Below are 20,927 nucleotides of genomic sequence, written 5' to 3' on the forward strand. Positions count from 1 at the left end.
GGGCCGTTTCGGTTCCGATGCCGACATGCAGCGCCCGCCCTGGGCGGTTCCGGACGGCGGGTTCGAGGACGCCTGCACGCGCTGCGGAGACTGCCTGAAGGCCTGCCCCCCCGCGATTCTCGTGGCCAGTGCGGGCGGCTATCCAGCTGTCGATTTCAGTCGGGGTGAATGCAGCTTCTGCGGCGACTGCGCGTCGGCCTGCAAGCCGCGCGCGCTGCGGCGGGATGACGTTGCGGCAGCGCCGTGGCGGCTCAAGGCGGCGATCGGCGATGCCTGCCTCGCGCGGCGCGGGGTGGAATGCCGCGTGTGCGGCGAAGTATGCGGCGTGGCGGCGATCCGCTTCCGGCCCAGCCTCGGTGGTGTCGCGCAGCCCCTGTTCGACGCCGCCGGCTGCACCGGCTGTGGCGGCTGCCTGGCGCCCTGTCCGGCCGGCGCCATTGCAATGAAGGATGAAGTGGAGATGTCGGTATGAAGATCGCAAGTCTCGTCGTTCGGGTCGCTCCCGAGCACATCGAGGTGCTCAAGGATGCGCTGCAGAAGATTCCGGGCGTCGAGCTGCACGGCGCCAGCGCCGAGCTCGGACGCGTCATCGTCACCGTCGAGGACGGCGAGGGCTACGCGATGACCGACTCGCTGCTGGCGGTCAACCTGGCTCCGCACGCGCTCGGCGTGACGCTGGCCTACGAATATACGGATGAAGGTTTGGACAACGAATTGGAACACCCGGAACCGATACCGGGCCTGCCGCTCGCGGCGGACCGAATCGGCAGCGCTCAGGACAAGGAGGCTTGAAATGACCATGGATAGACGCGAATTCATCAAGACCAATGCCATCGCGGCCGCCGCGGCGACCGCCGGCATCGGCATCCCGGTGGTGGCCCAGGCGCAGGCCCAGCCCGCCGGCAACGCCTCCACGAAGGTGCGCTGGGACAAGGCCGCCTGCCGCTTCTGCGGCACCGGCTGCTCGGTGCTCGTCGGCGTGCAGAACGGCCGCGTCGTCGCCACCCAGGGCGACCCCGACTCGCCCGTCAACCGCGGCCTGAACTGCATCAAGGGCTACTTCCTGTCGAAGATCATGTACGGCAACGACCGGCTCACCAAGCCCCTGCTGCGCATGAAGAACGGCAAGTACGACAAGAACGGCGAGTTCGCGCCCGTCACGTGGGACCAGGCCTTCGACATCATGGCCGAGAAATGGAAGGCCGCGATCAAGCAGCACGGAAACGATTCCGTCGCGATGTTCGGCTCCGGCCAGTGGACCATCTGGGAAGGCTATGCCGCGGCCAAGCTGCACAAGGCCGGGCTGCGCAGCAACAACCTCGACCCCAACGCGCGCCACTGCATGGCCTCCGCGGTCGCGGGCTTCATGCGCACCTTCGGTATCGACGAGCCAATGGGCTGCTACGACGACATCGAGAACGCCGACGGTTTCGTGCTGTGGGGCTCGAACATGGCGGAAATGCACCCCATCCTGTGGTCGCGCATCACCGACCGCCGCCTGTCCAAGGAAGGCAGCGAAGTGCACGTGCTGTCGACCTTCGAGCACCGCTCCTTCGAGCTCGCCGACAACGGCATGATCTTCGTGCCCAACACCGATCTGGCGATCCTCAACTACATCTGCAACTACATCATCCAGAACAAGAAAGTTAACACCGAGTTCATCAAGACGCGGGTCAACTTCAAGAAGGGCGAGACCGACATCGGATTCGGCCTGCGTCCGAACCACGCCCTCGAAGCCAACGCCACCAACAACGGCTATCCCGGCGCCGACGGCAAGCCCAAGGGCAACACCGGCGCGGCGACCGACATCAGCTTCGAGGAATTCGCCAAGTTCGTGTCCGAGTACACCGCCGAGAAAGTGTCGAAGCTCTCGGGCGTCCCCGTCGATCGCCTCGAGCGCATGGCCAAGCTCTACGCCGATCCGAACAAGAAGGTTGTCTCGTTCTGGACCATGGGCTTCAACCAGCACACCCGCGGCACGTGGGTGAACAACATGATCTACAACGTGCACCTGCTGACGGGCAAGATCTCCGAGCCCGGCAACAGCCCGTTCTCGCTCACCGGCCAGCCCTCCGCCTGCGGCACCGCGCGCGAGGTCGGCACCTTCGCGCACCGCCTGCCGGCCGACATGGTCGTCACCAACCCGATGCACCGCGCGATCACCGAGAAGATCTGGCAGCTGCCCGAAGGGACGATTCCCGAGAAGATCGGCTACCACGCCGTTGCCCAGAGCCGCGCGCTCAAGGACGGCAAGATCAAGTGCTACTGGACCAGCACCACCAACAACATGCAGGCCGGCCCGAACGTCAACGGCGAGATCTACCCCGGTTGGCGCAACCCGGAAGCCTTCGTCGTCGTCTCCGACTGCTATCCGACCGTGTCTGCGCTGTCCGCCGACCTGATCCTGCCCGCCGCGATGTGGGCGGAGAAGGAAGGCGCCTTCGGCAACGCCGAGCGCCGCACGCAGTTCTGGCGCCAGCAAGTATCCGCGCCGGGCCAGGCGAAGTCCGACCTGTGGCAGCTCATCGAGTTCTCCAAGCGCTTCAAGGTCGAGGACGTGTGGCCCGCCGAGCTCATCGCGAAGAAGCCCGAGTACAAGGGCAAGACCCTGTTCGACGTGCTGTACAAGAACGGCTCGGTCAACAAGTTCCCCCTCGCCGACGTCGAGAAGGCCAACGCGCATGCGATCCCCGGCTACATGAACGACGAGTCCAAGGAACTCGGCTTCTATCTGCAGAAGGGCCTGTTCGAGGAATACGCCCAGTTCGGTCGCGGCCACGGCCATGACCTCGCCGACTTCGCCATGTACCACAAGGCGCGCGGTCTGCGCTGGCCGGTCGTCGAGGGCAAGGAAACCCTGTGGCGTTTCCGCGAAGGCTACGACCCCTACGTCAAGACCGGCGAGGGTGTGAAGTTCTACGGCCACAAGGACGGCAAGGCAGTGATCTTCGCGCTGCCCTACCAGGATCCGCCCGAGATGCCGGACAAGGAATTCGACATGTGGCTGTGCACCGGCCGCGTGCTCGAGCACTGGCACACCGGCACGATGACCCGCCGCGTGCCCGAGCTGCACCGCTCGGTGCCCGAGGCGCAGATCTTCATGCACCCGGACGACGCCACCAAGCGCGGCCTGCAGCGCGGCATGATGGTCAAGGTCGCCTCGCGCCGCGGCGAGATCACCGCGCGCCTGGAAACCCGCGGTCGCAACAAGCCGCCGGTCGGTCTCATCTTCATCCCGTTCTTCGACGAAGGGCGCCTGGTGAACAAGCTCACGCTCGACGCCACCTGCCCGATCTCGAAGGAAACGGACTTCAAGAAGTGCGCCGTCAAGGTCCTCAAGGTCTGACGGAATAGGGCAGCGGAGCGCGGATCATGGGTGACATGCAGGACAAGCCGGTCGGCCAGGGAGGCACCTCGCCCCGCCGCCGCTTCCTCCGGGAAGTGGCGGGGGTGGCGGGCGGCGCCTGCCTGCTGTCGCTCGGCGTCGGCCTGTACGCGAAGCAGGCGAGCGCCCTGCCCGCGGTCGCCCTGCGTCCGCCCGGCGCCCTGGCGGAAGGTGACTTCCTCGCCGCCTGCGTGCGCTGCGGCCTGTGCGTGCGCGACTGTCCGTATGACACGCTGAGGCTTGCCGAACTGGGCGACGGCGTCGCGACCGGTACCCCGTACTTCGCCGCACGGCAGGTCCCGTGCGAGATGTGCGAGGACATTCCCTGTGTCGTCGCATGCCCGACCGGAGCGCTCGACCGCAGCCTCACCGACATCGGCAAGGCGCGCATGGGTCTCGCGGTGCTGATCGACCACGAGACCTGCCTCAACTTCCTCGGTCTGCGCTGCGACGTCTGCTATCGCGTGTGCCCGGTCATCGACAAGGCGATCACCCTGGAACGCCAGCACAATCCGCGCTCCGACCGCCACGCGATGCTGCTGCCCACAGTGCATTCCGACTACTGCACCGGCTGCGGCAAGTGCGAGAAATCCTGCGTGCTGCCGGGCGAAGCGGCGATCAAGGTGCTGCCGGTCAGGCTCGCGCAGGGCTCGAAGGCGGAGCACTACCGCAAGGGCTGGGAAGAGAAGGAAGCCGCAGGCCAGTCCCTGATCGGCGAGCAGATCGAACTGCCCGTGCGCGGCCTCGAAGGCAAGTCCTACGGCGACACGCGCGTGCTGCCGGGGCAGGGGCCGGCTCCTGCACCTGCCACGCCAGCCCGGCCGGACAGCGGTCTCGACTCGGGGTGGAAGCCATGAGCGCCACCACGACCAAGGCCGCACGTCCGCGCATCGGCGCCGAAGCCATCGCCGGCAAGGGCTGGCTGGGCGCACACAAGTGGCTCGTCCTGCGCCGCCTGTCGCAGCTCGGCATCCTCGCGCTGTTCCTCGCCGGCCCGTGGTTCGGGGTGTGGATCGTCAAGGGCAACCTCTCGTCCAGCCTCACGCTCGAGGTGCTGCCGCTCACCGATCCCTTCCTGCTCGCACAGTCGCTCGCGGCCGGAACGCTCCCGTACAAGGAGGCCCTGATCGGCGCCGGCATCGTCGTCGCCTTCTACCTCCTCGCCGGCGGCCGCGTGTTCTGCTCCTGGGTGTGCCCGATGAACCTCGTCACCGACGCTGCCGCCTGGCTGCGCCGGCGCCTCGGCCTCAAGGGCGGCAAGATCCCCTCCGGCGACACCCGCTACTGGCTGCTCGGCTTCATGCTGGTGGCGGCGTTCTTTACCGGCAGTCTCGCGTGGGAATGGGTCAATCCGGTGTCGATGCTGCATCGCGGCCTCATCTTCGGCTTCGGCCTCGCGTGGGGCATCGTCGGCGGCGTCTTCCTCTACGACCTGCTCATCGCCACGCGCGGCTGGTGCGGCCACCTCTGCCCGATGGGCGCCTTCTACAGCCTGCTCGGCAGCACCGCGCTGGTCCGCGTCAGCGCCGCCCGGCGCAGCGCCTGCGACGACTGCATGGACTGCTTCGCCGTGTGTCCCGAACCCCAGGTCATCCGCCCCGCCCTCAAGGCGGCCGGCCAGGACCATCCCGTCATCCTCGACCGCAACTGCACCAACTGTGGCCGCTGCGTCGATGTATGCGGCAAGAACGTTTTTCGAATCACGACCCGATTTGATAGGAGCGAGTCATGAAAAAACAGACCCGTAACCTGACGCTGGCGCTCGTTGCCGCCGTGAGTTTCGGTTTTCTCGGCGGACAGGCCGCCTTCGCCCAGCAGGTGCAGAGTCTGCGCGGCGCACCCGTCGACGCGGCCGAGCCGGTCACGCCGGCCGCGCACATCCGGCCCGACGGGCCGGCCATCGCGCGCGACTACGTGCAGCAGCCGCCCTTGATCCCGCACAAGGTCGAGGGCTACGAAGTCACCAAGAATTTCAACAAGTGCATGGACTGCCACGCCTGGAGCCGCTACCAGGAGTTCAACGCGACCAAGGTAAGCCTCACCCACTTCAAGGACCGCGACGGCGGCGAACTGTCGAACATTTCGCCGCGCCGCTACTTCTGCCTGCAGTGCCACATTCCCCAGACCGACGCCAAGACGCTGGTCGACAACAACTTCAAACGCGCCGAGGGCCTGCGCTGATCCTCGACGCCTAAAGGACAGGGAACCAACATGACCCAGGACAACAACAACGCGAAGGGCAGCCTGTGGCAGCGCCTGCGTCGCCTCGCCTTCGGCGTCGTCGGCATTGCCTTCGTCGCCGGCATCATCTTCTGGGGCGGCTTCAACACGGTGCTCGAACTCACCAACCGTGAAGCCTTCTGCATCGGCTGCCACGAGATGAAGGAAAACGTCTTCAAGGAGTACCGCAACACCATTCACTACCAGAACCGCACCGGCGTGCGCGCCACCTGCCCGGACTGCCACGTGCCCAAGGAATGGATTCCCAAGATCATCCGCAAGATCCAGGCGTCCAACGAAGTCTTCCACCACCTGCTCGGCTCGATCGACACCCCCGAGAAGTTCAACGCCAAGCGCGTCCAGCTCGCCCAGAACGAATGGCGCCGCATGAAGAAGAACAACTCGCAGGAGTGCCGCAACTGCCACAACTACGAGTACTTCGACTACTCCGTGCAGGGTCGCCGCTCGAACAAGGCGCACCAGGCCGGCTTGGCCGAAGGCAAGACCTGCATCGACTGCCACAAGGGCATCGCCCACTCCCTGCCGCCGATCGAGCAGGACATCGGTGCCGCGCGCGAAAGCGTCGCGCCGGAGGTCTTCCATCCGCCGGTTGCGCCCAAGCAGGAGTAAGCTTCCCGCGGTCTGCCGGTCCCGCCGCGATTTCATCTATCCATTGGTGAAATCGCGGTTTTTCCCATTTCCGGGGCTCCCGAATCGGTCCCGTCTGTGGTTAAATCCACGCCCATGCTTTATGCCAACGATCTCGCCTGCGTGAAGGGTGACCGCCCGCTGTTCCGTGGCCTTTCCCTGCGGGTCGCACCGGGGGACCTGCTGCGCGTCGCCGGCCCCAACGGATACGGCAAGACCAGCCTGCTGCGCATCCTGTGCGGCCTGGCGATGCCCGAAAGCGGCGAAATCCTCTGGAACGACGTCCCCATCAATCGCGACCGCGAAAGCTACCATCGTTCCCTGCTGTACCTCGGGCACGCTCCCGCGCTCAACGACCTGCTCTCGCCGCTTGAAAACCTGCGCTTCGCCTGTTCCTCCGGCGGCGACAAGGTCGATGAGGATGCCTGCATCGATGCCCTCGTGCGAATCGGCCTCGCCCAGCAGCTCGACCTGCCCGCGCGCGTCCTCTCGCAGGGGCAGCGCCGGCGCGTCGGTCTGGCCCGCCTGTTCCTCGAGGCCGACCGCAAGCTGTGGATTCTCGACGAGCCCTTCACGGCGCTCGACGTCGCTGCGGTGGCCGACCTCACTTCCACACTCTCCGAACATTGCGCCGCCGGCGGCATGGTGGTGCTCACCACCCACCAGGATGCCCCCTTCGCCAAGGCCCCGACGGTGCTCGATCTTGCCGAGGTAGCCTGTTGAGTCGCGCCCTGGGTCCTTTCGCCGCGGTCCTCGGCCGCGATCTCCTGCTTGCATGGCGCGGCCGGGCCGACGTCCTCGTCACGCTCGCGTTCTTCGTCGTCGTCGTGTGCCTGTTCCCCTTCGGGGTCGGCGCCGAGCCCAACCAGCTGCGCGCCATCGCGCCGGGCGTGCTCTGGGTGGCGGCGCTGCTGTCCACCCTGCTGTCCCTGCACCGCCTGTTCGCGCAGGATCACGCCGACGGCACGCTCGAACAGCTCCTGCTCACGCCCGAGCCGACCGTCCTGTGGGTCGTCGCCAAGATCAGCGCCCACTGGATCGCCACCGGCCTGCCGCTGGTCGTCGTCGCGCCAGGCCTGGCGCTGCTCTTCGACGTGGAGCAGGGGGCGCTGGGGGTGCTGGTCCTGTCCCTCGCGCTCGGAACCCCGATCCTCGCGCTGCTCGGCGCGGTCGGTGCCGCGCTGACCCTCGGGCTGCGCGGTGGCGGCATGTTGCTCGCGCTGCTGGTGCTGCCGCTCTTCGTGCCGGTGCTGATCTTCGGCGCCGGGGCGGTCGATGCCTACCTGTCCGGGGTTGGTGCGCAGGCACATCTTTTGCTTCTAGGTGGCGGCCTGTTGGCTACCCTGGCCCTTGCTCCGCTGGCCTGTGCGGCAGCCCTCCGAATTGCGGTTGAATGATGAAAGACATGCAAAAGCCCGAACGCAGCAAGAGCATCTTCCGTTTTGCTGCTCCCCAGATGTTCTACCCGCTGGCCGGCAGGCTCGCCCCCTGGTTCGCAGGCATCGCCGCGGTCCTCGCCGCAGCCGGCATGTGGCTGGGGTTCTTCGTCGCGCCGACCGATGCCGTGCAGGGCGAGGTCTACCGCGTGATCTACATCCACGTCGCCGCGGCCTGGATGTCGATGTTCGTCTATCTCGTCATGGCCTTCTGGTCCTTCGTCGGGCTGGTCATGAACACGCGCCTGTCCTTCATCATGTCGCAGGCGCTCGCGCCGACCGGCGCCATGTTCTGCTTCGTCGCGCTGTGGACCGGTGCGCTGTGGGGCAAGCCGACCTGGGGGGCCTACTGGGTGTGGGACGCGCGCCTGACTTCCCAATTGCTGCTCCTATTCCTGTATTTGGGATTCATGGCACTGACCCGGGCGATCGAGGACCCGCGTCGCGCCGACAAGGCCGGGGCGATCATCGCGCTCGTCGGCGCGGTCAACGTGCCCATCATCTATTTCTCGGTGAAGTGGTGGAACACCCTGCACCAGGGGGCTTCCGTCAGTCTCAACAAGGCTCCTTCGATGGCGACGACCATGCTGACCGGGATGCTGGTCATGGCGCTCGCCGCGTGGGCCTACACCATCGCGGTCACGCTGTGGCGCGTGCGCTCGCTGATCCTCGAACGCGAGCGCCATACCGATTGGGTTGCTGCGGAACTGAATGCGCTGGAGGGCAAGATCTGATGCAGTGGGAATCCTGGAGCGCCTTCTGGGACATGGGCGGATTCGCTCCCTTCGTGTGGGGCAGTTACGGCGTGACGCTGTTGCTCGTGGTCGGGGAACTGATCCTCGTCGTGCATCGTCGTAGGGATACCGTACGGCGCCTGTTGCGCCTGCGTCGGGCCAGTGCGGCCGGCGCGGGCGGGCGCCGTGCTTTTGAGGAGATCGTTGAATGAAACCCCGTAGCAAACGGCTCATGCTGCTCGGCGGCGCCGTCGCACTGCTTATCGGAGCGGTGGCCCTCGTGCTCACCGCGTTCCAGGAGAACCTCGTGTTCTTCCACACCCCCACCGAGGTGGCCGAAGGCAAGGCGCCGACCGGTCGCACCTTCCGCATCGGCGGTCTGGTCGAACCCGGCTCGATCAAGCGCGCCGCCGACGGCGTGACCGTGCAGTTCGCGATCACCGACACCGCGAAGGCCATCCCCGTCACCTACAAGGGTTCGCTGCCCGATCTCTTCAGCGAGGGCAAGGGTGCGGTCGTGCAGGGCAAGATGAGCCCGGACGGCCAGTTCACCGCCTCCGAAGTGCTTGCCAAGCATGACGAGAACTACATGCCGCCCGAAGCCCAGCACGCGGTCGACCAGGCGCAGAAGGCCGCCAAGACGGTGAAGCAATGATTCCCGAACTAGGCCACTTTTCCCTCATCCTCGCGCTGATCCTCGCGGTCGTGCAGGGCGTCGTGCCGCTCGTCGGCGCGAGCCGCAACCGCCTCGCGCTGATGTCCGTCGGACGCACCGCAGCGCAGGGCCAGTTCCTGTTCATCGCGTTCTCCTTCGGCTGCCTCACCTGGTCCTTCATCAACAGCGACTTCTCGCTGCAACTCGCCGCCAGCAACTCGCATTCGCTGACCCCGGTCATCTACAAGATCACCGGCGTGTGGGGCAACCACGAAGGCTCGCTGTTGCTGTGGGCGATGTCGCTCGCGCTGTGGACGGTTGCCGTGACCGTGTTCAGCCGCAACCTGCCCGAGATCTTCATGGCACGCGTGCTCGGCGTGCTGGGTCTCGTCAGCACCGGGTTCCTGCTGTTCCTGCTGATCACGTCCAATCCGTTCGACCGCATCCTCCCCGGGGCACCCGAAGGCCGAGACCTCAATCCGCTGCTGCAGGATCCGGGCATGATCATCCATCCGCCGCTGCTCTACATGGGCTACGTCGGCTTCTCGGTTGCCTTCGCGTTTGCGATCGCTGCGCTGCTGTCCGGCCGCATGGATGCCGCCTGGGCGCGCTGGTCGCGTCCGTGGACCACCGTCGCGTGGGTCTTCCTCACTGCCGGCATCGCCATCGGCTCGGGCTGGGCCTACTACGAGCTCGGCTGGGGCGGCTGGTGGTTCTGGGATCCGGTCGAGAACGCCTCGTTCATGCCGTGGCTGCTCGGCACTGCCCTGATGCACTCGCTGGCGGTCACCGAGAAGCGCGGCGCCTTCCGCAGCTGGACCGTCCTCCTCGCCATCGGCGCGTTCTCCTTGTCGCTGATGGGCACCTTCCTCGTCCGCTCGGGCGTGCTCACCTCGGTGCATGCGTTTGCCACCGACCCCGCGCGCGGATTGTTCGTGCTGGTGCTTCTGGTGCTCGTGATCGGCATCTCGCTGGCCCTGTTCGCCTGGCGTGCGCCCACCCTGGCCGGGGGCGGCAGCTTCAGCCTCGTCTCGCGCGAAGCCTCGCTGCTCGGCAATAACGTCCTGCTGTCGGTCGCCTGCGGCTCCGTGCTGCTCGGCACGCTCTATCCCCTGTTCGTCGATGCGCTGAACCTCGGCAAGATCTCGGTCGGACCTCCGTACTTCGAAACCGTGTTCGTGCCGCTGATGACCCCGGTGATCGTGCTGATGATGATCGGCCCCTTCGTGCGCTGGAAAGGCGACGACGGCCACAGCATCCTGCGCAGGGTCGGACCGGGCCTGGTCGCGAGCATCGTCCTGGGCATCGGTATCGCCTTTGCGATCGGCCATGTCACGTGGCGCACCGTCCTGGGCCTGTCGCTCGCGGCGTGGGTCCTGATCGGTAGCGTGCAGATCCTCTGGCAGCGCCTCGCGGATCGCGCCGGTGCCGGCACCGGGGCGCGCCTGCGCAGCATCCCCGCCGCGTGGTGGGGCATGTGGTTCGCGCACCTGGGGATCGGCGTCTTCATCATCGGCGTCGCCATGGTCGGCAGCCTGAACAGCCAGATCCAGGTCAAGATGCTGGCCGGTGACACGGCGCAGCTGGCGGGCTACACCTTTACTTTCCGCGGCGTGGCCAATGCGCCCGGCCCGAACTACGCCGCGGCCCGCGCGACGATTGAGGTCAGCCGCGGCGGTGTCACGTTCGCGACGCTCACGCCCGAGAAGCGTTTCTACGAAGCGCAGGGCATGCCGATGACCGAGGCCTCGATCGACATCGGACCGCTGCGCGACGTGTACGTGAACCTCGGCGACCAGCTCGAGGACGGCGCCTGGGTCGTGGGCCTGTTCTACCGTCCGTTCATCAGCTGGATCTGGTTGGGCTGCACCCTGATGGCCTTGGGCGGCATCTTCGCCGCTGCCGACCGCCGCTACCGCCGTCTGGCCGAACGCGAAGCCCCTGCCGGGGCGGCGCGCCAGGTTGCCTGAGAGGTTCCATGAAAGCGAAGTTCCTAGTACCCCTGTTCATCTTCCTGCTGCTGGCCGGTTTTCTCGGCTACGGCCTGAAACTTAATCCGCGCGAGGTCCCTTCGCCCCTGATCGGCAAGCCGGCGCCGGCCTTCCGTGTGCCGCAGCTGCAGGCCGAGGACAAGACCATTGCGCCGGAGGACCTGAAGGGCCGCGTGTGGCTCCTCAACGTCTGGGCCTCGTGGTGCATTTCGTGCCGCTACGAGCATCCGGTTCTGGTCGATTTTGCCCGCAACAGCCCGGTGCCCATCATCGGCCTCAACTACAAGGAAGTGCGCGGCGACGGCGCGCTCGATGTGAAGGGCCTGGACCCCGCGACCGAGCTGGCCACGGCGCGCCAGCGCGCCCGCCAGTGGCTCGTCGAGCATGGCGGCGATCCGTACATGGTGTCGGCCGTCGATCTTGATGGACGCATCGGCATCGACTATGGGGTCTACGGTGTTCCGGAAACCTTCCTGATCGACCAGCAGGGTGTGATCCGTTACAAGCACATCGGACCGATCACGCCGGAGTCGCTGCGCGACGTGCTGATGCCCAAGATTGCGGAGCTGCAACGTGCGAGCTGAGCTGATGCGCCGCCTGGCGCTTGTTGCGGCGCTGTCGCTGCCCTTCGCGGGCCACGCCGGGGAAGCGGCGCCGGTCGCCGACGATCCCGCCCTCGAAGAGCGCGTGATGCGCCTGTCGCACGACCTGCGCTGCCTCGTTTGCCAGAACCAGTCGATCGCGGAGTCCAATGCTCCGCTGGCAGTCGACCTGCGCAACCAGGTCCGCGAGCAGTTCCTCGCGGGCAAGGACGAAGCGGCGGTCGTCGACTACCTCGTCGCCCGTTATGGCGATTTCGTGCTCTACCTGCCGCCGTTCAATGCGACGACGATGCTGCTCTGGCTCGGGCCGGCGCTATTGCTCGTCGCCGGTGCCGGATGGCTCGGCTGGCGCCTGCGCAGGCGCGTCCGCGAGGCTCCTCCGCCCCTGAGCGCGGAGGAGCATGCCCGCGCTGCCGCCCTGCTTGATGGCACTGCCAAACCTTCCCAGGAGTCCCGCTCGTGACCGTTTTCCTGATCCTGGCCACCTTGCTGGTGGCCGGCGCCCTGCTGCTCGTGATCCCGCCCATGCTGGGCGCGGGCGCAAAGGCGCGCGAACATGCTGCACGTCAGGAACAGGTCCGCACCGTACTGATCGTGCTGCGCGAACAATTGGCCGAGCTCGAGGCCGACCATGCCGCAGGCCGCATCGCGGAAGCCGACTACAAGCGTTCCCGCGAGGAACTCGAGCAGCGCGCGCTGACGGAGGCCGGCACCACCGAGGCCGGCGTCGACGTCGCCCCCGCGCGTGGGTGGGCACTTGGTGTGGTGTTTGCCGTCCCGGTTCTTGCGGTGGCGGTGTACCTGGTGCTCGGCACGCCCGAAGGACTGGATCCGGCCAGCGCCAGACCTGCGCCCGAGGCCGGTCACCAGATCACGCCCGAACAGATGCAGGCAATGGTGGTTCAGCTTGCCGATCGGCTCGAGCGTCAGCCTGACGACGTGCAGGGCTGGATGATGCTCGGGCGTTCGTTTGCCGTGATGCAGAATTTCCAGGGCGCCGTGGCGACCTGGGCCAAGATCGGCGCGAAGATCCCGGATCATCCGGACATCCTCGCTGATTGGGCTGACCTGCTGGCCGGCGCCGCCGGGCGCAAGTTCGAGGGCGACCCCGACCGGCTCATCGCGCGCGCGCTCGAACTGGCGCCGAATCACGTCAAGGCGCTGGCCCTCTCCGGCACCTCGGCATTCGTCCGGCACGACTACGCGACCGCCTCCGCTCAATGGGAGAAGATCCTCGCCTCCATGTCGCCCGGTGACGGTGCGTACAGCTCGATTCTCGCGAGTATCAACGAAGCTCGCGCCAAGGGCGGGATGGCCGCTTTGAACCCGCCCGCGGGTGCGCAGATGGCGGGAATCGGGGCGCCTGCTGCGCGCGATGAAGGCTCGGCCGCCTCGGCGCCTCTAACGCTTCGCGGTCGCCTGAGTCTCGCACCCGAGCTCGTGCAGCAGGCCGGCAGCGACGCGACCGTCTTCGTGTTCGCGCGTCCGCTGCAGGGCGGAATGCCGATCGCCGCGTTGCGCATGCGTGCAGGCGAGTTGCCGGTCGAGTTCGATTTCACCAACGCCCAGCGGATGTCGCAGGGGCCGTTGCCCGAACAGATCGCCGTCGGCGCACGCGTCTCGAAGGGAGGCGGCGCGACCGCCGCTGCGGGCGATCTCGAGAGCCAGACCGTGCTCGTCGCGCCCGACGCCCAAGGCGTCAGCATCGTGATCGACCGCGTGCGCAAGTAAGCCACCAGCGACCGTCGAAGGGTAAGGGCGTGGTGCCGTCGGCGCCACGCCCTTTTTGTTTATGCGCCCGGCAGGGGGAGACCAGCGTTCGCCGTCGCCCGCGCGGGCGACACCGTCGAAGGCGGATGCGACGATCCGGTCCGCCGGTGCACCGCGCGAATCCTCGTCGAGGGTCGCCGCTGCCCGCATCCTCCATGCCGCCAACAACCCGTGATCCTGTGCCCTCAACGGCCTCAAGCCGGACGACAGGTGGGGGCGCTGGTCAGGCTGCGGACACGGAGCAGCGAGGGCAGCCGGTCGTCGCTTCAAGCAATCCGCGGGGCGAAAAAAAGCCGCCCCGGGTGTTGGGGCGGCTTGGTGATACGGTGAAGGGTCTGACCGCTGGCTCAGCTGGCCGGGCGGATATGCGCCACCCCGCCGTAGCTGCCGATCCAGAGGTCGCCTTCCTTGGTCGTCGTCATCGAGAACACGGTGTCGTTGAACAGGCCATCGGAAGACTTCATGATGCGGAACTGGTTGCCTTCCTTGACTGCAAGACCGCTGTTCGTGCCCACCCACAGGCGGTTCTGCTGATCGCGGTGCAGCATGAAGACATGGTTGCCGGGCAGGCCTTCGGTCGTCGTGTAATTCGTCCACTTCTCGCCGTCGAAGTGGGCCAGGCCGCCACCCCAGGTGCCGGACCACACGGTGCCATCGGCGTCGACGACCAGCGAGATGATGTAGTTCGGGTTGTAAGCCTGATCGATCCCTTCGAGTCCCATCTCGCGCTTCTGTTGCGCGTGGTGCAGCGATTCCTTCGCGGGGTCGCTCTTGAACGTGATCGCCTGCTTCACCCTCTCGTAATCCGCCCCGATCCCGCGTGCGTGGTTCCAGTTATCCCACTTGCCCTCGACAAAGCGTGCCATCCCGCCTTCGGTGGCAAGCCACATCTCGCCGTTCTTGCCCTCCGCCAGGCCGTACACCCAGTCGTTGGGCAGGCCGCCGTCGGTGTTCTCGACGGTGTAGAGTTCCCAGGCCGACGGATCCTTGAGCTTTCCGCCGCGCACGCGATTCACGCCGGACCAGGTGGCGATCCAGATGTCGCCCGTGCGCGTTTCAACCACGTCGTAAACGAACGCATCTCCGAGTCCCTCGGGGATGTTGTAGGTTTCCCAGGTGCCCGTGGCCTCGTCGAGCATGGACATTCCGCCGCCGTACGTACCCACGGTGATCTTGCCCTGGACGCGGCCAACGTAGAACATGCCGTTCGACAGCAGTCCGGTCTGGTTGTCGTAGAGCTTGAACTTGTCGGTGCGTGTGTCGTAACGGATGACGCCGCCGGAGGTGGCGACCCAGACTACGCCCTGATCCGCATAGATCTTCTTTACGTTCTTGTTGCCGACGCGGAAGTGGGTGAATTTTTCGTTCGGATCGACGCCCACCTTTCCTTCGCGAACTTCCTGTCCGCCGGTCGCGGCGTGGGTGCCGGCCGGTGCGCTGGCGACGGGTGCGGGCGACGGCGCCTTGCTCTGCTGCTGGCCCAGCGTATATGCGCCGACGATCGCGACGGCGCCGACGATGGTGGCGACGGCTGCAACTTTGTAACTCATGCGAAAGACTCCACTTTAAGTTCCGATTGTCGTCCGGAGCGCGATATCCGAGCCGGGCCGGGACGAGTCTGATTGCTCATTTACTTGCCGATGATTGCCACGCCGCGACGTGTGCCTACCCAGATGTCACCGTTGTCGGTAGCGGCGATCGTATAGACGTGGGAATCAAGCAGGCCTTCCTTGGTCGTGTATGACTGCCACTTCTTGCCGTCGAAACGCGATACGCCCTTGTCCGTTCCGAACCAGAACACGCCTTGCTTGTCCTGTGCGATCGAGTACACGATATTCCCGACGAGGCCGTCCTTGCTGTTGTAGTTCGTCCAGGTCTTCCCGTCGAAGCGCGCGACCCCGCCGCCCCATGTGCCGACCCATGCGTTGCCCTGAGGGTCGATATGCATTGCGAAGGAATAGTTCGGGTTGTAGGTCGGCTGACCGTGTTCCATGGTCGTGAGGTCGTGGCGCGAACGGGTACCGAGGCCGGTATTGCTCGACGCAGGGAGCTGGTCTGCGTTCGGTGCGCCGAGGCCGTCCTTGTGGGTCCACGACTTCCAGGTCTTGCCGTCGAACATCGACACGCCGCCTTCGGTCGCGAACCACGCGCGCCCCTTGGCATCCACGTCGAGCCCGTACACCCACTCGTTGATCAGCTCCTTGACGTACTTCTTGAACTCCCCGGTCTTGATGTTGAAGTGATTGACGCCCGCCCAGGTGCCGATCCAGAGGTTGCCGTCCTTGTCATTGGCGTAGGAGTAGATCCAGTAGTCGGCCAGGCCGTGCATGGGGAAATAGGTCTTCCACTTGCCGTCCTTGTAGCGCGAGGCCCCACCGGCGTTCGTTCCGAACCACTTGTAGCCCTGGCTGTCGATGCCGACCGCAAACACGTATTCGTTTGCCAGGCCGTCGGCACGGGTGAAGGTATTGCGCGGCTTTCGCGTGGCGAGGTCGATCTCATGCACGCCGGCCGAGGTGCCTACCCACATCGTATTTTTTTCGGCGGTCAGCGCACGCACGTACACGGTGTCGCCGACATTGAACGTCTCGCGTACGCGATAGTCCGCGGCCGTTGCCTGCGCGAGAGCGGTGCTGCTGAAACAGGTGAGGGACAAACCGACGGCGGCCAGAGCGCGCCGAGCGTGTTGCAGGTCTAGGGTCATCGTTGAAGGGTCCGTAGATAGGCGATTACGTCAAGAATTTGCTGATCGCGAAGGATGCCGTTGAACGAAGGCATGGACTGCTTGCCAGTCCGGATGGACATCATGAGCATGGTATCGGGTTGCATCAGCCGCTCACCCCGGGAAAAGTGCGGTGCATTGGGTAGCACGGCCTGGCCTCCGACGCCGTGGCAACCGACGCAGTACTGCATGTAGATCTGCTGGCCCGCCATCACGTTGGCCGCCTGTGCGGGACTCGTGAGCACGGAAAACACGGCGCAGACGAGCGCGACTGCTGAGCGGATCATCGCCTGTCTCCCTTCTTGCGCTGCGCGCCACGGATCTTGGCGAGCTTTTCGTCCCATTCCTTGGCCTTGGCGGAGTCGGGCGCGATGCCGAAGGCGCCTTCCCGGTAGGCGCGAGCGACCGCCTCGACGGCTGTAAGCTCTCCGAACTCGCCTGCCTTGAGGATGAAGTCGCGGGCTTCCGGGCTGGTCTTGTCACTGGCCTCGAAACGCGCGTCACCCGCGATATAGGCGAGACCCAGCGTGATGATGGCGCTGCGATGTCCTTGCGCCGCCGCGGCGCGCATGAGCTTGTTGGCTTCGCCGAAGTCGGCGGTGACGCCTTCGCCTGTCATGAACATCTTGGCCAGACCGTACTGGCCTTCCGAGTTCTGCTGATCGGCAGACTTACGTAAGTAAAGCACCGCCTGGTCATCGAGTTCCGCGCTGTCGAGAATGGTCCCGTAAAGCGCCTGGGCGCCGGCGTGGCCTTCGTCCGCGGCCTGCTTCAGTGGGACCATCGCGCCGACGAGGTCGCCGGCATCGTAGGCAGCCAAGCCCTTTTTGTAGTCGTCCTCGCTGCTCCCATAGGCAACCGACGACGCAACGAGCAATGCGCAGGTCGCAAACAGCTGTCTGAAAGTGAGAACCAAATTCCCAGTTCCGAGAGATTTCATTCAGGCTTCCTTAGTCGAAGTTGGAGTCGTGAGCCGAGCCGGTATTGCCAGCGCCGCTCCTGTGAATGCCAAATGCCTCAAACTCCTCCAGCTTCCGGTAGAGGCTCGACAGCCCGATCCCGAGTTTCTGGGCCGCCGTGCGCCTGTCTCCGCCAGTTTCATCCAGCATGCGGTAGATCACGCTCGCCTCGAAGTCGCGCAACTGGTCGCGCAAGCTCCGCTGGGTAGCAATGGATGTGCCATGGGCCGTTGCGAGCGAAACGGTGCGCGCAATCTCGGGCGGAAGGTCATCAAGGGTGATGCAATTGTCCTCTGCAAGAATGCATGCGCGATTGATGACGTTTTCCATCTGGCGAACGTTGCCCGGCCACGGGTAGCCGATCAGCAGTCGTTCAACCTCGTCGGATACGGTCAGGCAGGTCGCCGCGTCGCGCTGGTCGCGCGCGCGGTCGAGGATAAAGCGAATGAGGCCGCGGATATCTTCCTGGCGCTCCCGCAAGGGGGGGATGTGGATGTGGAACATGCTCAGGCGGAAGAAGAGGTCCTCGCGGAAAGTGCCCTCCTTGACCATCTGGCTCAGGTCGCGGTTGGTCGCCGCAATGATGCGACAGTCGACGCGACGCGACTGTTCGCTGCCGACGGCACGGATTTCCTTTTCCTCGATGGCGTGCAGGAGCTTGGTCTGCATGAGCATCGGCAGTTCGCCGACCTCGTCGAGGAAGAGAGTCCCGAGGTCGGCCTGGAGGAACAGGCCCTTGCGTGCCTTGTCGGCGCCCGTGAAGGCCCCCTTGGTGTGGCCGAAGAACTCGGCCTCCATCAGCGTTTCGGGAATGGCGCTGCAGTTGACCGGAAGGAACAGGTGTTCGCTGCGCCGACTCTGCTCGTGGATCAGGCGGGCGAGAACTCCCTTGCCGGTTCCGGACTCGCCGGTGATCAGAACCGTGCTGTCGGTCGGTGCCACCTTGCCGGCAAGCCGCTCGACGGCGGCCATGGAGGGCGAAGTGAAGCGGAACTTGTCCGAGTCTGCCTTGGCGAACTTGCGCAGAACGCGGTTTTCCTCGCGCAGTCCGCGCAGTGCGGCGATCTGTTGCACGCGGTGCAACAGCTCCTCGACGTTGAACGGCTTCGTCACGTAGTCGGACGCCCCCAGTCGGAGCGCCTCCACCGCCGATTCCATCGAGGCGAATGCCGTGACCATGATGAAGTTGGTCTCGACCCCCGACTCCTTGATCGACCGCATGAGATCGACACCGTTGCCGTCGGGCATCTTGATGTCGCAAAGTGCCAGGTCGACGTCTCCTCGGACAAGCTTGGATGCGGCTTCAGTGCAATTGCGCGCCTCGTCGACGGAGTAGCCCGCCTGCCGACAGGCGTCAGCGAGAATCTCCCGGACGGCGCGCTCGTCGTCGATGACCAGTATGTGCATCGAATTCCCTTGTGATGTGGATGCTGTCCAGTTCAGTTGTCAGTTTGCCCGTTCGGGCGCAGGGGCAGGCGAATGCGTGCAGTCGCGCCCTTGCCGGGTTCGGAATCGAGCGTGAGGGAGCCCCCCGCATCCTCGATCAGTTCGCGGCTGAGGGAAAGTCCCAGGCCGGTGCCCTTTCCGGCCGGTTTTGTCGTGAAGTACTCGTCGAACACCTTTACGAGCGTATCGGCGTCCGCGCCGGCGCCGTTGTCCGTGATCTCCACCAACGCCTCGTGCTCGAGTGCCTGCGTGCGTACGAGGATCCTCGCGGGGTGATCAGCCGGCATGTCCTCGAGGGCATCCGCAGCGTTGAACAGGAGGTTCATCAGCACTTGTGTCAGGTGATCGCCGATCGCCCTCAAGGCCGGCATCTCTCCGTCGAGCTCGGTGGTCATCGCGATGCGCCGGAAGCGCCGGTCGTAGCTCACGAAGGCGCAGGTGTTGCTCACGAGTTCATTGAGGTTGAGCAATTCCGGGCGCTGGGCCTGTGGTCGCGTGAAGTCGGCGATCTGCCGCGTGATGGCCGAGATGCGCCGTGCCTGCTCGAGTATCAGCCCGGGGTGGCAGGAAACACCGTGGTTGGGGCATTGCTGTGATTGCTGTACCTGGCTCATCGCGCTGGCCACTCCCGTGATCGCAGCGATTGGATTGTTGATCTCATGCGCGAGTTGCGCGGCGAGCGAGCCGACAGCCACCATCTTTTCGCGATGGAACTGCTCGAGGCGCGCGCGCTCGATGTGCCGCTCGCGCTCGCGCAGATCCTGCTGCATGCGGTTGACGGCGTGCATCAGCGTTCCCAGTTCGTCATTGCGCGTGACCGGCAGAGGCGCATCGCGGTTTCCGTTCACGATCCCGTGTGCATGCGCTTCGAGCTTGCGGATGTCCCAGGTCAGGCGGCTGAAAAATATCGCAGTAACCGCGCCGACCAGGATCAGTCCGATCACGAGCATGGCCAAACTGCTGAGTGTAATGCGATCGTAATTTTCGCGGTACTGGTCGAGCAGCGTCAGCCGGTGCGCGTGAGCGTTCTTGGTCACGCCATCGAGTTCGATGATCAGCTCGTTGAGCGTCGAGCGTGCCACATCGAGCGTGCTGAGGGTCGGCGATTGCGCGAGGTCGCGCACCAGGGCATGCAGCTTCCCGGAAAGCATGAGGACCGTCGGATGGCGGTTCTGTATCGCTTCGAGCAGGGACAGACTGGCTTCCACCTCGATCATGGAGCGGATTGCCGACGATGCCAGGTCGTCGTCGGAGAAGCTCATGTTCACCGCGAACAGCGTGCGCGCCATCGAGGTGTTGATCTCGAGGAGCTGGGCTTCGGTGCGATGGGCCATCTCGAGTTCATCGACCACTCTGAGCAGGCCCTGCCGCTGCGTTTCGGTGGATACGCCGATCAGCAGCGAGTACGCAACCATCAGGATGAAGGCGATGATCCCCTTCGCGCGGAGCGACAGCGAGCGCGACGGCCGCCCGGGCTGTTCCGTCGGTTGAGTATCGTCGTCGGTCATGTCGTCGAGACCGTCGGCGGTGCTGAAGATCGTGTTCATCTGGTTTCTCGGGCGCGTACCACTTCCGTCGGAATTGTCGGGCTACACTAGACGCGCCTGCTCATTTTCTCAGATGGCGCGATTGCCCGCACGGTGGTGCCACGGAGGCGGTGAAACATAAGAGCGCGGGATGGATGATACGTTCGCCATGGCGTGAAACGGTACGGTTATTGCGTGCGCGTCGGCAACTGCACCGGGAGCGCGTCGCAGCTCCCGGAAACAGAACTGAATTGATAGGGAGAAAATTCTTTCATGTTGCGTCGTCTTTCCTTTTGCATGATGTTGCTGGCCGGAGCCGTGCATGCCGCTCCCATCGAGGATGCGCTTCGCCACTACGATGGCGGCCAGTTCGAGGCCGCCGCCCAGCAACTCGCGCCGCTTGCCGAGGGGGGGAATCCCGTAGCGCAGGAAAGGCTTGCGATCATGTATTTCTATGGGCGTGGCGTTCCGGAGGACGAGGACAAGGCTCTGCAGTGGGCGCGCCGCAGCGCCGATCAGGGAAATCTCGATGCCATGTATTTCATTGGCAACATGTACGTGTTCGGGGACAAGCTGCCGAAGTCCGTGCAAGACCCGGACCAGGAGGCTGCGCGCTGGTATTTCGAAGCTGCACGCAAGGGGCATGCCGAAGCGGAGTATGGCCTCGGGCTGCTGTTCCTGGCGGGCAAGGGGGTAGTGCAGGACCAGGAGGAGGCGATGCGCTGGATTCGCTCCGCTGCGGATCATGGGCATCCGGGCGCGCGATCCTTCCTCGGTGGCTCGAAGGGGAGCGGGCACTGAGTGGCACCCCGGCCCGGCCGTGGTCCGGGGCG

General features: G+C 65.4%; 23 protein-coding genes. 17 read left to right on the forward strand and 6 right to left on the reverse strand.

Features of this window, described 5'->3' with window-relative positions; translation table 11 throughout:
• The first annotated feature begins 25 nt into the window (after positions 1 to 25).
• The 16 genes from napF (at position 26) to ccmI (ending at position 13,402) form a co-directional block, all read left to right on the forward strand.
• Positions 26 to 472, forward strand: a complete 447-nt coding sequence (gene napF / locus U5817_RS01290) for a ferredoxin-type protein NapF (RefSeq protein WP_407279459.1) — start codon at positions 26 to 28, stop codon at positions 470 to 472.
• Positions 469 to 792 carry a chaperone NapD gene (locus tag U5817_RS01295; protein ID WP_169130494.1) on the forward strand — a complete coding sequence of 108 codons (324 nt, stop codon included), beginning with the start codon at positions 469 to 471 and terminating at the stop codon, positions 790 to 792. Before napF ends, U5817_RS01295 begins: the two co-directional genes overlap by 4 nt.
• A gap of 1 nt (position 793) precedes the next feature.
• The gene (napA, locus tag U5817_RS01300) at positions 794 to 3,346 is read left to right on the forward strand and encodes a nitrate reductase catalytic subunit NapA (RefSeq protein WP_407279460.1); all 2,553 of its coding nucleotides are present in this window, start codon (positions 794 to 796) and stop codon (positions 3,344 to 3,346) included.
• Between the two features lie 26 nt (positions 3,347 to 3,372).
• The gene (gene napG, locus U5817_RS01305) at positions 3,373 to 4,242 is read left to right on the forward strand and encodes a ferredoxin-type protein NapG (RefSeq protein WP_169130490.1); all 870 of its coding nucleotides are present in this window, start codon (positions 3,373 to 3,375) and stop codon (positions 4,240 to 4,242) included.
• Complete coding sequence (gene napH, locus U5817_RS01310) at positions 4,239 to 5,117, forward strand: quinol dehydrogenase ferredoxin subunit NapH (RefSeq protein WP_169130488.1); 879 nt, start codon at positions 4,239 to 4,241, stop codon at positions 5,115 to 5,117. The genes napG and napH overlap by 4 nt, the downstream gene beginning before the upstream one ends.
• Positions 5,114 to 5,566 carry a nitrate reductase cytochrome c-type subunit gene (locus U5817_RS01315; protein WP_169130486.1) on the forward strand — a complete coding sequence of 151 codons (453 nt, stop codon included), beginning with the start codon at positions 5,114 to 5,116 and terminating at the stop codon, positions 5,564 to 5,566. The genes napH and U5817_RS01315 overlap by 4 nt, the downstream gene beginning before the upstream one ends.
• Positions 5,567 to 5,596: 30 nt before the next feature.
• Entirely contained in the window at positions 5,597 to 6,235 is a 639-nt protein-coding gene (locus U5817_RS01320) for a NapC/NirT family cytochrome c (RefSeq protein WP_169130484.1), read from the forward strand.
• 114 nt (positions 6,236 to 6,349) lie between these two features.
• A complete protein-coding gene (gene ccmA / locus U5817_RS01325; protein WP_169130482.1) occupies positions 6,350 to 6,976 on the forward strand; it encodes a cytochrome c biogenesis heme-transporting ATPase CcmA in 627 nt (208 codons plus the stop codon).
• Positions 6,973 to 7,650: a heme exporter protein CcmB gene (gene ccmB, locus U5817_RS01330; RefSeq protein ID WP_169130480.1), complete on the forward strand. Its 678-nt coding sequence runs from the start codon at positions 6,973 to 6,975 to the stop codon at positions 7,648 to 7,650. The genes ccmA and ccmB overlap by 4 nt, the downstream gene beginning before the upstream one ends.
• Positions 7,651 to 7,658: 8 nt before the next feature.
• Entirely contained in the window at positions 7,659 to 8,423 is a 765-nt protein-coding gene (gene ccmC, locus U5817_RS01335) for a heme ABC transporter permease CcmC (protein WP_407279461.1), read from the forward strand.
• Complete coding sequence (gene ccmD, locus U5817_RS01340) at positions 8,423 to 8,635, forward strand: heme exporter protein CcmD (RefSeq protein WP_169130467.1); 213 nt, start codon at positions 8,423 to 8,425, stop codon at positions 8,633 to 8,635. The genes ccmC and ccmD overlap by 1 nt, the downstream gene beginning before the upstream one ends.
• The gene (gene ccmE / locus U5817_RS01345; RefSeq protein WP_169130465.1) at positions 8,632 to 9,078 is read left to right on the forward strand and encodes a cytochrome c maturation protein CcmE; all 447 of its coding nucleotides are present in this window, start codon (positions 8,632 to 8,634) and stop codon (positions 9,076 to 9,078) included. The genes ccmD and ccmE overlap by 4 nt, the downstream gene beginning before the upstream one ends.
• A complete protein-coding gene (locus tag U5817_RS01350) occupies positions 9,075 to 11,048 on the forward strand; it encodes a heme lyase CcmF/NrfE family subunit (protein ID WP_169130463.1) in 1,974 nt (657 codons plus the stop codon). The genes ccmE and U5817_RS01350 overlap by 4 nt, the downstream gene beginning before the upstream one ends.
• Positions 11,049 to 11,056: 8 nt before the next feature.
• Entirely contained in the window at positions 11,057 to 11,653 is a 597-nt protein-coding gene (locus U5817_RS01355; protein ID WP_169130461.1) for a DsbE family thiol:disulfide interchange protein, read from the forward strand.
• A 4-nt stretch (positions 11,654 to 11,657) separates the two neighbouring features.
• A complete protein-coding gene (locus tag U5817_RS01360) occupies positions 11,658 to 12,134 on the forward strand; it encodes a cytochrome c-type biogenesis protein (protein ID WP_169130546.1) in 477 nt (158 codons plus the stop codon).
• Positions 12,131 to 13,402, forward strand: coding sequence for a c-type cytochrome biogenesis protein CcmI (gene ccmI / locus U5817_RS01365; protein WP_407279462.1), 1,272 nt, complete (start codon positions 12,131 to 12,133; stop codon positions 13,400 to 13,402). Before U5817_RS01360 ends, ccmI begins: the two co-directional genes overlap by 4 nt.
• Positions 13,403 to 13,788: 386 nt before the next feature.
• On the opposite strand, the gene U5817_RS01370 is transcribed toward ccmI, so the two are convergent.
• The 6 genes from U5817_RS01370 to U5817_RS01395 all read right to left on the reverse strand — a co-directional run bounded on the left by U5817_RS01370 (position 13,789) and on the right by U5817_RS01395 (position 20,115).
• Complete coding sequence (locus U5817_RS01370; protein ID WP_169130457.1) at positions 13,789 to 14,991, reverse strand: two-component regulator propeller domain-containing protein; 1,203 nt, start codon at positions 14,989 to 14,991, stop codon at positions 13,789 to 13,791.
• A gap of 80 nt (positions 14,992 to 15,071) precedes the next feature.
• A complete protein-coding gene (locus U5817_RS01375) occupies positions 15,072 to 16,145 on the reverse strand; it encodes a two-component regulator propeller domain-containing protein (protein WP_407279463.1) in 1,074 nt (357 codons plus the stop codon).
• Positions 16,142 to 16,450, reverse strand: a complete 309-nt coding sequence (locus tag U5817_RS01380) for a cytochrome c (RefSeq protein WP_169130453.1) — start codon at positions 16,448 to 16,450, stop codon at positions 16,142 to 16,144. The genes U5817_RS01375 and U5817_RS01380 overlap by 4 nt, the downstream gene beginning before the upstream one ends.
• Positions 16,447 to 17,103, reverse strand: coding sequence for a tetratricopeptide repeat protein (locus tag U5817_RS01385; protein WP_169130451.1), 657 nt, complete (start codon positions 17,101 to 17,103; stop codon positions 16,447 to 16,449). Before U5817_RS01385 ends, U5817_RS01380 begins: the two co-directional genes overlap by 4 nt.
• Before the next feature lie 10 nt (positions 17,104 to 17,113).
• Positions 17,114 to 18,529: a sigma-54 dependent transcriptional regulator gene (locus tag U5817_RS01390; protein WP_169130449.1), complete on the reverse strand. Its 1,416-nt coding sequence runs from the start codon at positions 18,527 to 18,529 to the stop codon at positions 17,114 to 17,116.
• A gap of 32 nt (positions 18,530 to 18,561) precedes the next feature.
• The gene (locus U5817_RS01395) at positions 18,562 to 20,115 is read right to left on the reverse strand and encodes a sensor histidine kinase (protein ID WP_407279464.1); all 1,554 of its coding nucleotides are present in this window, start codon (positions 20,113 to 20,115) and stop codon (positions 18,562 to 18,564) included.
• A gap of 252 nt (positions 20,116 to 20,367) precedes the next feature.
• On the opposite strand from U5817_RS01395, the gene U5817_RS01400 reads away from it, so the two are divergent.
• Complete coding sequence (locus U5817_RS01400) at positions 20,368 to 20,895, forward strand: tetratricopeptide repeat protein (protein WP_407279465.1); 528 nt, start codon at positions 20,368 to 20,370, stop codon at positions 20,893 to 20,895.
• Positions 20,896 to 20,927 lie beyond the last annotated feature (32 nt).

This window comes from Aromatoleum evansii (assembly GCF_045689615.1).
Lineage (GTDB): Bacteria > Pseudomonadota > Gammaproteobacteria > Burkholderiales > Rhodocyclaceae > Aromatoleum > Aromatoleum evansii.